Consider the following 12,110-nt stretch of genomic DNA (forward strand, 5'->3'; position numbering starts at 1 on the left):
ATGTAGCCGACATGACCGCTTTGCGACCAGCAGATGACGGCGGCTGCGGCCACCGTATGGAATGGCGGCTCGCAAAAAAAACCACGGCCCCGAAGGGCCGTGGTCGTTGTGCGTTACGTCACAGCGCGATGGATCAGAAGCGCTGCTGGTACTTCATGTAGACGAAGCGACCGATGTCGTAGCCGCCGTAGTACGAGAAAGCCGAGTTCGGCTTGGTGTACATGATCGGGCCGGTCTTCTCGAACACGTTGTTGGCACCGACCGAGACGGTGGCATCCCACGGCAGCGAGTAACGGAACTGCACGTCGTGGAAGGTGACCGAACCACGCTCGTTGTAGTTGCGTGCGCCCTTGTACCACGGGGCGTAGACGTTCGGATCGGAGCACTCATCCGGATACGAGCGGATGTCCACGCACTGCTCCTTCACGCCGGAGTAGTAACGCGCGGTCCAGCTGACGCCGAAGTTGCCCAGCTCCCAGCCCACCACCAGGTTCGAGCGGACGCGGAAGTTGCTGCCGATGCCGTTGGAGACGGTCGGTACCACCGTGCTGTCGTTGGTCGAGCGGAACTCGCTCTTGCTGACATAGGTGGTGGCCCAGCCGGCGTTGAACTTGCCGACGTTGGTTTCCAGGCGGTAGTTCAGGTCCAGGTCGTAGCCTTCGGTTTCCATGAAGCCGGCGTTGCGGCTGCCGAACTGCAGGGTATCGACGATGCCGGCGGTCGGGCCGGTCGACTTGTCACGGGTGAAGCGCTGGCAGCGTGCATCGATGCCCTGCTCGTAGCAGTCGATCAGGATCTGGGTGGGGCTGTCGGCAACGATGGTGTTGTCGATGCGGATCTTCCACCAGTCCAGCGATGCGTTGAAGTTCTTGATGAAGCCCGGGCTCCAGACCAGGCCCAGGGTCTTGCTGGTCGAGGTTTCCGGGGTCAGGTTCGGGTTGGAGCCGGACACGAACGGCACCGGCGTGGCATCCACGGACGTGGCTACCGGCTGGTTGCCCTGGCGCAGCTGGCGGAAGGTTGCAGCGTTGGCGATGTCACGGGCGCAGCGCGCACGGACTTCGGCGCTGGTGCGCGAGGAGCCGAACTGCACGTCGCAGGGATCGCTGAACTGGGCGAAGGTCTGCGAGCCACCACCATACAGATCGTTGATGGTCGGGGCGCGGAAGCCTTCGGCCCAGGTACCACGGACCAGCAGCTGGTCGAACGGCTTCCACTTGAAGCCGAACTTGCTGTTGAGCGTGTTGCCGAAGGTGTTGTAATCGGAGAAGCGGGTGGCGCCGTTGAAGGTCAGTTCCTTCGCGCCCGGCAGGTCCGCCAGCACCGGCACGTTGATTTCCAGGTACGCCTCGTTGACCTTGTAGCCGCCACCGGTCGGGCCAGCGGCCAGGTTGGTGGTGGCACCGGTCTGCGCCAGCGGATCCGGACGGTACTCACCGGTTTCCTTGCGGCTTTCCACACCGAACGCGAAGCCCAGGTCGCCGGCCGGCAGGGTCACGATGGAACCGGCGATGTTGGCGAAGAAGTTCTTGCTGGTGGTCTTGCCGGTGGTGACCTCCGGCGGGAACAGCCATTCCTGCAGCGCGGCATTGCCATCGATGCCGTTCGGATCGATCGTGCCGTACGGCACCAGCGGGTTCCACGGCTTGCACACGTCATAGGAGATCGGTGCAGCAGCGGTGCCGCACTGGACCTTGCCGGTGGCTGCATTGTAGAACGACGGGCCGACGCCGCCGGCGACGCGGGCCTTGTGCAGGTTGCCGGTGGCGATGGTTTCCAGCTCGTTGCGGTTGTACTGGTAGCCCGCTTCCCAGTCGAAGAAGCGGCTGCCGATCTCGAACGAACCGTCGAACGAGGCCACTGCGCGGTAGGTCTTCAGCTCGCTGGTGGTCACGCGCGGCACTTCCCAGGTGCGGCGGTTCCAGGCCACGGCGGTCGGGGTGGCGTAGCCGTGCTGGCGGCCGAACGGGTTGAAGTAGCTGTCGATCGACATCGAGCCCACGCCTGCGGTGCTCGACTGCAGCGGGTAGCCGGCGATCTGGCGCACGGCCTTGCGCTTGTTGTAGCCCAGCTCGGTGCGGAAGTTGACGTTGTCGGTGATCTTGAAGCGACCGTCGAAGTACACCGAATCACGCTTGAGCGGGAAGTTCAGGTGCATCTGGTCATTGGCGTTGCTGACGTCGCCGGTGAACGCCGACGGATCGGTGATGTGGTAGTTGGCCGGGTTGGTCGGGTCGGTACCGCGGTTGAGCGAGTAGTTGCAGCCGTCCTTCGCGTTGGTGCAGCCCGGGCGTCCCTTCAGGCCGGTGAACTGGCCGTACTGGCTGAGGGTGGTCCAGTTGGTCAGGTTGTCGGCATGGCGGTCGGTGAGGCCGTAGGCGCTGAAGCCACGGTCCTTGGCCCATACGGCCTTTTCCTCGGCATGTTCGGCAGCCACGGTCAGCGAGATGCGGTCATTGCTCCAGCCGGCCACCACGTCGAAGCGGTCGCGTGCGCCGTCGCCCTGGCTGAACTGGCCGTGGTAGACGTTGGCGGTCACACCGGTGACATTCGAGCGGGTGATGATGTTGACCACGCCGGACATGGCATCGGAACCGTAGATGGCCGACGCGCCATCCTTCAGCACTTCGATGCGCTCCACCGCCGAGACCGGGATCGTGGAGATGTCCTGGTAGCCCGAGGTGCTGATGCCCAGGCGCTTGCCGTTGATCAGCACCAGCGTGCGCTGGGTGCCCAGGTTGCGCATGTCGATGTACGAACCACCCGCGTTCTCACCGGCGGTCAGCGCGTTGGCGCGGCTGATCGCCGGGCTGCCCATCGCGGTGACGTTCTGCAGGATGTCGGCGACCGAGCTGAAGCCCTGCTGCTCGATGGCCGTACGGGTGATCGCGAACACCGGCTGGGCGGTTTCCACGTCCACCTGGCGGATGCGCGAGCCGGTGATCTCGATGCGATCGAGGTTGGTCGGGGTGGCGCCGCTGCCGTCCTGGGCGAACGCGGGCAGGGCGGCCAGCGCTGCGGTGGTAGCCAGGGCGTAGCGGATGGCCTGCCCCAGTGGGGTGGTGCGTGAAGTCATGGCGAGCTCTCTCTCTCAGGTCGTGCAACGGACGCCAAAGTGGGCGTCGAAGGAGCCAGCAGGGTCGATGACCGAGCCGGTGACCCGATAGTAGTCTCGTTGGTTAATGCCCTGTAAAGAGTTCGTATCAATTTATGTCGCAAGGCACCGCTTCCCTTCACCAAACGTGAACAAAAGCAGATGCTTACGTGATGATGAAGATCCCAGGCGGAGGCCCGCTGTGTTGCGAAGCAGCACAAAAAACCGCCAGACTGCGCAAAGTGGGATCGGGAAGCACGTCACCCTGGCTGTCCGGTGGACAGCACAGGACAGCGTATTCAGGCCACGAAGGGCCGGAACTGGATGCCCAGACCGGCGATGCCGTCGGTTTCGCCGATCAGGTCGGCGCGCAACAGTGGGCGGGCGTCGATGAAGGCCTGCGGCACGATCAGCGACAGCCGGTTGTCGTCGGCGGTCAGTTCCAGCGCCGGCAGCGGGGCGTCCTCATGGGCACGGTTGAGCAGCACGGCCAGCCGAAGCAGGGCGGCCAACCGGCGTGCAGTCAGCAGCAGGCGCTCGGGCAGGGCATCGAAGGCCGTCTTGGTCACGCTGCGGCGGTGGCTGCGCACCAGTGCGGCCAGCATCTGCTGCTCCTGGCGCGAAAAGCCGGCGATGTCCGAATGTTCCAGCACATAGCTGCCGTGCACGTGATAGCCGCTGTGGGCGATCATCAGGCCCAGCTCGTGCAGGCGCGCGGCCCAGCCGAGCATGCGCGCGTCATCGGCGTCGAGCTTCCAGCGCTCCTGCACCTGTTCCAGCAATGACAGCGCGGTGTCCTGCACGCGGTCGGCCTGCGCCGTATCGATGCCATAGCGCTGGCTGAGTGCAGCCACCGATTCGTCGCGCAGGTCATTCTCGCCGGCACGGCCGACGATGTCATAGAGGATGCCTTCGCGCATCGCCGCCTTGCTGACCAGCAGCTTCTGCAGGCCCAGCGCCTGGAACGCGGCTTCCAGTACCAGGATGCCGCCGGCGATGATCGGACGGCGATCGCTGGACAGGCCCGGCAACTGGATGTCGTCGATCTTGCGGGCCTTCAGCAGCTCATCGCGCAGCTGCGGCAGGGCTTCGGCGGTGATCGCGCCCTTGCTCAGCTTCATCGTCGCGCAGATCTCGCTGATCGCCTTGTGCGTGCCCGACGACCCCAGCGCCTCCTGCCAGCCCAGCGCGCGGTACTTGCTGGCGAAGGGCTGGAACTCGCGCCCGATCTCGGCCAGTGCGTCCTTCCAGCGCTTCCTGCTCAGCTTGCCGCCGGGGAAGAAGCGTCGGGTGCTGGCGATGCAGCCGGCCTGCAGGCTCTCGCGCTCCAGGGTCTGCATGCCCATGCCGATGATGAATTCGGTCGAGCCACCGCCAATGTCGATCACCAGCCGGCGCTGGCCCGGTTTGGGCGGTTGCGCGTGGGCTACGCCCAGATAGATCAGGCGCGCTTCTTCGCGGCCGCTGACCACTTCAATGGCATGCCCCAGCGCGGTTTCGGCCGGGACCAGGAACGATTGCGGTGAACGCAGCTGGCGCACGGTGTTGGTGGCCAGCGCACGGACCTGGTGCGGCGGTACGTTGCGGATGCGCTGGCCGAAGCGGGCCAGGCATTCCAGCGCGCGCTGCCGGGCTGCGGCGGAGAGCCCGCCCTTGCCGTCCAGACCGTCGGCCATGCGTACCGTCTCGCGCAGGCGGTCGATCACCCGCAACTGGCCAAGCGTGTAGCGCGCGATGACCATGTGGAAACTGTTGGAGCCAAGGTCGATGGCGGCCAGCAGGTCGCCATCCTGCAATGCGGGCGGAGTCGTGGTGGTATGCGGCATGGGCGAATGTTAGCCGAAGGCCGGGTCGCGGCGTCACCGCGCGGTCTTCACAGGGGGATGGGGTCACATCCCTTTTTTGCGGAAAAGGGATCTGACCCCGTACAGCAGGCGGGTGGGTGCCGACCGTTGGCCGGCACCCCGGATCACAGACCCTGCATCAATGCCATCTGCGCCGAATGCGGGGCTTCATCGTGGGCAGGCGCGCGCTTGTGGTAGATCCCCTCGGCGTCCAGCTCCCACGCATTGAGATTGTCGTCCAGGTAGTTCTGCAGCACCTCGCGGTAAACCCGCTTGGCCAGTTCCGGATCGAGGATCGGGAAGCAGGTCTCGACCCGGCGCAGCAGGTTGCGCTCCAGCCAGTCGGCGCTGGCGCAGTACAGTTCCGGCGCGCCATCGTTGCCGAACCAGTAGACGCGGCTGTGTTCGAGGAAACGGCCCACGATCGAGCGTACACGGATCTTGTCCGAGACCCCGGGCACACCCGGGCGCAGCGTGCAGGCGCCGCGGATGATCAGGTCGATCTGTACGCCGGCCTGCGAGGCGGCATACAGCGCGCGCACCACCTGCGGTTCGTTCAGTGCGTTCATCTTGGCGATGATGCGCGCCGGGCGCCCAGCCGCGGCGATGCGCGTCTCGCGTTCGATGCGGCCAAGGATGCCGGTGTGCAGGGTGAAGGGCGACTGCAGCAGGCGCTTGAGCTTCATCTTCGATGCCAGCCCGGACAGCTGCTGGAACAGCAGATGCACATCATTGCCGATGTCCGCATCGGCGGTGATCAGGCTGATGTCGGTGTACGCGCGTGCGGTGCCGCTGTGGTAGTTGCCGGTGCCCAGGTGCACGTAGCGACGCAGCTTGCGGCCTTCGCGGCGGACGATCAGCAGCATCTTGGCGTGGGTCTTGTAGCCGACCACGCCGTACACCACCTGCACGCCGGATTCCTGCAGGCGATCGGCCAGGCCCAGGTTGGCTTCCTCGTCGAAGCGCGCGCGCAGCTCGACCACCACCGTCACATCCTTGCCGTTGCGTGCGGCCTGGATCAGGGCGTCGACGATCAGCGAATCCTTGCCGGTGCGGTACAGCGTCTGCTTGATCGCCAGCACGTTGGGATCGATCGCCGCCTGCCGGATCAGGTCAAGCACTGCGGTGAAGGCATCGAACGGGTGGTGCAGCAGCAGGTCCTGGCGCGCGGCGGTCTCGAAGATGCCGTCGCTGTCGCGCAGCGTGCGCGGGGTCATCGGCGGATACTTCAGATCCGGCTGCGCGATCAGGTCGTACAGCTGGATGATGCGGTTGAGGTTGACCGGGCCGTCGATGCGGTACACCGCGTTCTCGGTCAGGCCGAAGTTCTGCAGCAGGGTGCGCACGATCTCGCGCGGCATGTCATGGGCGATCTCCAGCCGCACCGCTGGTCGGTAGCCGCGGTCGACCAGCTCGTCACGCAGCGCCAGCGCCAGGTTTTCCACTTCCTCCTCGTCCACCACCAGCTCGGAGTTGCGGGTGACGCGGAACTGGTAGGCACCCTGGACTTCCATGCCCGGGAACAGCTCATCGACGAACGTTGAAAGCACCGAGGACAGGAACACGAAGTTCTGCGGCCCGCCGAGCTTTTCCGGCAGCTGGATGATGCGTGGCAGCGAGCGCGGCGCACGCACGATGGCCAGATGGCCGGCGCGGCCGAACGCATCGGTGCCCTTGAGCACCACCACGATGTTCAGCGACTTGTTGAGGATCTTCGGGAACGGGTGCACCGGATCCAGGCCCAGCGGCGACAGCACCGGCATGATCTCGTTGCGGAAGTACGCACGCAGCCAGCGCTTCTGGCGATCGGTCCAGGAGTGGCGACCGAGCACGCCGATGCCGGCCTCCATCAGGGCCGGGCGCAGCGTTTCGTTCCAGCAGCGGTACTGCTGGTCCACCAGTTCCGCAGCGCGGTCATGGATGGCGGTGAGGATGGTCTGCGGGCTCATCCCATCCGGCGCCGGCGGCAGGCCGAACTCCTGCGCGTGGCGCACGGCGGCAGCGCGGATCTCGAAGAACTCGTCGAGGTTGGTGCAGGAGATGCACATGAAGCGCAGGCGCTCCAGCAGCGGCACCTGCGGGTCCATCGCCTGGGCCAGCACGCGGAAGTTGAAATCCAGCTGCGACAGCTCGCGGTTGATGTACAGCGACGGCTCGCGCAACGGATCGTTGTCCGGGCTCACGGGGAGGGGGAGGGATCCGAGGCTGCTCATGGCGTCATTCTTCGATGGAGGTCAGGGGGGCGGACTCGCGCGGTCGCACGTGGTCGGCATCGAAATGGCAGGAGAATTCCGAACCCTTGCCGACCTCGCTTTCGATCTCCAGCCGTGCATGGTGCAGGCCGAGGATGTGCTTGACGATGGACAGGCCTAGGCCGGTTCCGCCGCTCTCGCGGGAGCGGCTGCTGGAAACACGGTAGAAGCGTTCGGTCAGGCGGGGCAGGTGGCTGGCCGGGATGCCATAGCCGGAATCGCGCACCGCCAGCACCGCGCCGTCGCCTTCGCGGCGGAACTGCACCGCGATGCGGCCACCGGCCGGGGTGTAGCGCACCGCGTTGGTGACCAGGTTGGAGAACGCGCTGTGCAGTTCCTTGGTGGAACCCTGCAGGTCGACGCCGGCCAGATCGTCGATGCTGATCTGGTGGCGGCCCTGGCTGTGAGCTTCCGCCTCGCGGCGCAGGGTGGCCAGCATCGGCTGCATGGCCACGGTCTCGTCCTCGCTGTGTTCCTGCGATTCCAGCCGCGACAGGGTCAGCAGGTCTTCCACCAGCTGGGCCATGCGCTGGCTCTGCTTGCGCATTTCTTCCAGCATCGGTCCGGTCCCCGGGAAATCCTCCGGGTCCATCATGTCCAGATAACCGTGCACCACGGTGAGCGGTGTGCGCAGCTCATGTGAAACGTTGGCCACGAAATCGCGGCGCACCTGTTCCAGGCGCAGCAACTTGCTGACGTCGCGGGCGATCAGCAGCCAGTAGTCCGACGAATAGGGAATCAGTCGCAGGTTCAGGCGGATCGCCGGATCGACCGGTGAAGGTACGTCCAGGATCGGTTCGGCATTGCGGCCACCGGCCAGCCAATGCGCCAGCGGCATCGGCTGCAGGCGCTCGACCAGGGCCTCGCCGAGGTCGCCGGGATGGTGCAGGCCGAGCAGGGCCGTGGCGGCTTCGTTGAACCACTGCACGCGCTGGCTGTTGCGGTCCAGCACCACGACGGCATCGGGCAGGGCGGCGGCGGCGGCGCGGTAGCTGCGCAGCATGTCCAGCAGGCGGCGCTTGCGCACGCGCATTTCCACCTGGTTGCGATACAGCAGTCGGTCCAGTTCGTTCCAGACGCCGGTGCCTTCCTCGGCGGTGTCCCAACGCTGGCGTGCGGTCAGGCGACGCAGCACGGTGCGCAGGCGCCAGTAATGCCAGGCCAGGGTGGCCAGCGCGCCCAGCGCGATGCACAGCCACAGATGGCCTGTGAACCACCCCACCAGTCCGGCGAACAGCAGTACCGCGGCAACGGTGGCCAGGGTCTTCAACCAGGCAGAGCGGATGTGGCGGGGCATTGCGATCTCGTCGTTGAGGTGCGGCGGTTCACTGGGGTGAACCGAGGGTTATAGCAGAGTTGCCGGCACCGGCACCCGCGGGTGCGCGGCGCCGGCACGACGAGACTCAGGTGGCGGTGGAGAAGCGGTAGCCGGCGCCGCGCACGGTCTGCACCATGTTCTCGGCAGCAAACGGTTCAAGCGTCTTGCGCAGGCGGCGGATATGCACGTCGATGGTGCGCTCTTCCACGTACACGCTGCCGCCCCACACATGGTCCAGCAGCTGGGCGCGGGTATAGACGCGCTCGGGGTGGGTCATGAAGAAGTGCAGCAGCCGGTACTCGGTCGGGCCGATCGGCACCGGCTGGTCGTTGGCGAACACGCGATGGGCGGCGCCGTCGATGCGGATCGGGCCAACGGCCACGCTGCCGTCCTCGTCGTCGTCACGGGCACGGCGCATGACCGCCCGGATGCGGGCCAGCAGTTCGCGCGCCGAGAACGGCTTGACGACATAGTCGTCCACACCGGCTTCGAGGCCACCGACGCGATCGTTCTCTTCGCCGCGGGCGGTCAGCATGATGATCGGCACTTCGCGGGTCAGGGTTTCCTTGCGCCAGCGGCGGGCCAGGTCCAGGCCGCTGGTGCCGGGCAGCATCCAGTCCAGCAGGATCAGGTCGGGGACGCGGTCGGCGATCGCGGTCTGGGCTTCACGGGCGTCGCCGGCGTGGACCGGCTCGTAGTCACCCTTGCGAAGGGCGAAGGCGACCATTTCACGGATCGCGGGTTCGTCATCGACGATCAGGATGCGTTTCTGCACGAGGACACCGTAGGGCTCGGTTACTGGAGTGGTGCCAGTAGACTACGGTTTGATGACATGTTTGTGACTACCTGGCCGGAACCGGCCGGGATTGCCATCGACCGGTCATGCAGCGCTCAGCGGCGGTCCAGGTCAGGGTCCTGTACGCCCTGGCGGCGCAGTTCCAGCACGGTCGGGGTGATCGACTCGATGCGCGCATCCACCCGCGCCCGGCCGATGTAGTCCAGCGCCGGGTTGCGCTTGAGTGCCTGCAGCTGCATCAGGGCCTGTTCCGGCCGGCCGCTGAGGAAGGCCGCCTCGGCGTAGGCTTCGCTGGCGCGCACGCTGTCGCCGGCCAGCTCGCTGGCACGGGCGTAGCGCTGCTGGAAGACCGGATCGTTACCGCTTTGCGACAGCAGCGGCCGCAGCATGGCCTGCGCGCGCTGGCCGGCCTCGCGGTTGCCCTGTTCGTTCAGGATCTCGGCATAGGTCAACGCCACCGGGCGGCTGTTGGGGTGCTCGCGCAGCAGCTGCTCGAAGCGGCTGTTGGCCTGGGTGGCCTGGCCGGCCCGCGATTCGGCCTCGCCCAGGCCCAGTGCCAGCCACAGGTTTGCGGGGTGGGTCTGCAGCAGGCCGGTCAGGGTCTGCCGGGCCTGGCCGGCGCCGGCGCGGCCACCGCGCATCACTGCCAGCGCCTGGCCATAGCGTTGTGCATCGTTGAGGCCGTCCTTCTGGCGCTTGGCCAGATCGGCATACTCGCGTTCCAGCTCGGGGGTGGAATCGGCGCTTAGCACCCGCAGGCGCTCGCGTGCCCAGTCGAAGTCACCGCTGGCGCCACGGCTGAGCTGCCCCATCGGGATGCGCAGCACGCTGCTGGGCAGCAGCGGGTTGTTGCCGCGCAGCAGCGGTTCGGACAGGCTGGGATCGGCCGGGTCCACCCGTTCCTTGCGTTCGCCGGTGGGGGTGCGCGTGGTCAGCAGCACCGTGTCCTTCTTCATCTGCTCGGCGCGTGCCTTGGCCTCGCTGATGCGGGTGATGTTGACCGGGTGGGTGCGCAGGAACTCGGGCACGCTGTAGCCGCCCTCGTTGCCGCGCATCGCCGCCGACATCCGTTCGAAGAAGCCGGCCATGGCATCCACGTCGTAGCCGCTGCGCGACAGCGTGCGGATGCCGAGACGGTCGGCCTCGGACTCGTTGGAGCGGGTGTAGTTGATCTGCCGCTGCTGCATCAGGCCCATGCCCGAGCTGATCGCGGCCATGGTCGCGTTGCCGGATGAGGTGCTGTTGCTGGCCTGGGCGGCCACCACCGCCGCCAGCATGCCCAGCAGGATCGGGATCTGGTCACGCTGGGCGCGCTCGACCCCGCGCAGCACGTGCTGCTGGGTGACGTGGGCGATTTCGTGCGACAGCACCGCGGCCACCTCGTCTTCGCGCTCGGCGGTCAGCACCAGGCCGGCGTTGACCCCGACATAGCCGCCCAGAGTGGCGAAGGCGTTGATCTGGCGGTCCTTCATCACGAAGAACGTGTACGGCTGCCGAGGCTGATCGCTGTTGGAGCCGAGCCGGGTTCCCATGGTCTGCAGCCAGTCGTTGACCAGCGGATCGTCCAGCAGGTAGCCGTAGTTGCGAAGCTCGCGCAGCATCATCGCGCCGTACTCGGCCTGGCGGGCCGGGGTCAGCAGCTCGCCGGCCGAGGAGCCGATGTCGGGCAGCTTCTCCTGGGCCTGGGCCAGCGGCATGGCCAGGGCCAGGGTGACGGCGGTAGTCAGCAGCAGGGCTCGCAAGCAGAAGGTCCTCGGGCGGGGCGCGCCAAGCGTGGCAGGGCGGGGGGCAACCATTCGTTAACCCACAGTGTTGCGGCCGTGGCGTGGAAATTCCAGCGCACCGGTACCATATGTAGACCGTCGATCCATCGTGGAGTTTCCCGTGACAGCCCAGACCGCCGGCGGTGCCCCCGCCATCACCCTCTATTCCACCGCCGTCTGCCCGTACTGCGTGGCCGCCAAGAACTTCCTGAAGAGCAAGGGCCAGCAGTGGACCGAGGTCCGCATCGACCTGGACCCGGCCGAGCGCGAGAAGATGGTGGCGCTGACCCGCCGCACCAGCGTGCCGCAGATCTTCGTCGGCGACGTTCACGTCGGCGGCTACGACGACATGATGGCGCTGCATCGCGAAGGCAAGCTCGAGCCGCTGCTGGCCGGGCAGGGTCAGGCATGAGCGCGGCCGATGACGGCAGCAAGGACCGCATCGCCGAGTTCACCGAGTTCCGCAAGCGCATGAACGAACGCATCCTGGGTGAGCCGAACCAGGTAGTGCGCCGCTTCTTCGCGCTGGACACGCAGACCTACCAGGCTGGCGCGCTGGACGTGAAGACCAAGGAGCTGCTGGGCCTGGTGGCGTCGATGGTGCTGCGCTGCGACGACTGCATCAGCTACCACGTGGCCCAGTGCAAGGATGCCGGGGTGACCCGCGAGGAGTTCTTCGAAACCTTCTCGGTCGGCCTGGTGGTCGGCGGCTCGATCGTGATCCCGCACCTGCGCCGCGCGGTCGACTTCCTCGACCAGCTCGAAGGCGGCGCCGCCGCCCCGGAAGCGCACGAGCACTGAGTGCTCCGGTAGTGCCGGCCGCTGGCCGGCATCGCCTGAACCCGACCTGGCCGGGGTTGCCGGCCAGCGGCCGGCACTACCGCCAGGCCTTCCCCGCGATCTCCCTGACCAATAGCCCCCTTGTTGTTCAAGGGCGCGCCGGTAGGCGCGGGGATAAGGTGGAATGCGCGGGCAAGCCGCAGAGCGATTTGCAGGGGCGCGCCGACAGGCGGGGGTAGAGGAGGAATGCGCGGGCAATTCTG

8 protein-coding genes are annotated in these 12,110 nt (G+C 66.7%); 2 read left to right on the plus strand and 6 right to left on the minus strand.

Translation table 11 applies throughout. From position 1 onward, the window contains the following. Positions 1-133 precede the first annotated feature (133 nt). The 6 genes from ABH900_RS10090 to ABH900_RS10115 form a co-directional block, all read right to left on the minus strand. Complete coding sequence (locus tag ABH900_RS10090; protein WP_429622728.1) at positions 134-3,076, minus strand: TonB-dependent receptor domain-containing protein; 2,943 nt, start codon at positions 3,074-3,076, stop codon at positions 134-136. A 317-nt stretch (positions 3,077-3,393) separates the two neighbouring features. After that, on the minus strand, positions 3,394-4,920 hold the full coding sequence (gene ppx / locus ABH900_RS10095) for an exopolyphosphatase (RefSeq protein ID WP_429622729.1): 1,527 nt from the start codon (positions 4,918-4,920) through the stop codon (positions 3,394-3,396). 143 nt (positions 4,921-5,063) lie between these two features. Further along, the gene (gene ppk1 / locus ABH900_RS10100; RefSeq protein ID WP_429622730.1) at positions 5,064-7,151 is read right to left on the minus strand and encodes a polyphosphate kinase 1; all 2,088 of its coding nucleotides are present in this window, start codon (positions 7,149-7,151) and stop codon (positions 5,064-5,066) included. A 4-nt stretch (positions 7,152-7,155) separates the two neighbouring features. Then, entirely contained in the window at positions 7,156-8,487 is a 1,332-nt protein-coding gene (gene phoR, locus ABH900_RS10105) for a phosphate regulon sensor histidine kinase PhoR (protein ID WP_429622731.1), read from the minus strand. 106 nt (positions 8,488-8,593) lie between these two features. Beyond that, a complete protein-coding gene (gene phoB, locus ABH900_RS10110) occupies positions 8,594-9,283 on the minus strand; it encodes a phosphate regulon transcriptional regulator PhoB (RefSeq protein ID WP_429622732.1) in 690 nt (229 codons plus the stop codon). 116 nt (positions 9,284-9,399) lie between these two features. Then, entirely contained in the window at positions 9,400-11,100 is a 1,701-nt protein-coding gene (locus ABH900_RS10115) for a M48 family metalloprotease (protein ID WP_429622733.1), read from the minus strand. Positions 11,101-11,188: 88 nt separating this feature from the next. Between ABH900_RS10115 and grxC the strand changes: the two genes are divergently transcribed. Both grxC and ABH900_RS10125 read left to right on the plus strand, forming a co-directional pair. After that, complete coding sequence (grxC, locus tag ABH900_RS10120) at positions 11,189-11,479, plus strand: glutaredoxin 3 (RefSeq protein ID WP_429622734.1); 291 nt, start codon at positions 11,189-11,191, stop codon at positions 11,477-11,479. Beyond that, positions 11,476-11,868, plus strand: coding sequence for a carboxymuconolactone decarboxylase family protein (locus ABH900_RS10125; protein ID WP_164082272.1), 393 nt, complete (start codon positions 11,476-11,478; stop codon positions 11,866-11,868). The genes grxC and ABH900_RS10125 overlap by 4 nt, the downstream gene beginning before the upstream one ends. Positions 11,869-12,110: the final 242 nt, after the last annotated feature.

Source organism: Stenotrophomonas sp. AN71 (assembly GCF_050435725.1).
Taxonomy (GTDB): domain Bacteria; phylum Pseudomonadota; class Gammaproteobacteria; order Xanthomonadales; family Xanthomonadaceae; genus Stenotrophomonas.

Coding starts and splice junctions, on each gene's coding strand:
- ABH900_RS10090 (WP_429622728.1), bottom strand. CDS start 3,076: ATGACTTCACGCACCACCCCACTGGGGCAGGCCATCCGCTACGCCCTG.
- ppx (WP_429622729.1), bottom strand. CDS start 4,920: ATGCCGCATACCACCACGACTCCGCCCGCATTGCAGGATGGCGACCTG.
- ppk1 (WP_429622730.1), bottom strand. CDS start 7,151: ATGAGCAGCCTCGGATCCCTCCCCCTCCCCGTGAGCCCGGACAACGAT.
- phoR (WP_429622731.1), bottom strand. CDS start 8,487: ATGCCCCGCCACATCCGCTCTGCCTGGTTGAAGACCCTGGCCACCGTT.
- ABH900_RS10115 (WP_429622733.1), bottom strand. CDS start 11,100: ATGGTTGCCCCCCGCCCTGCCACGCTTGGCGCGCCCCGCCCGAGGACC.
- ABH900_RS10125 (WP_164082272.1), top strand. CDS start 11,476: ATGAGCGCGGCCGATGACGGCAGCAAGGACCGCATCGCCGAGTTCACC.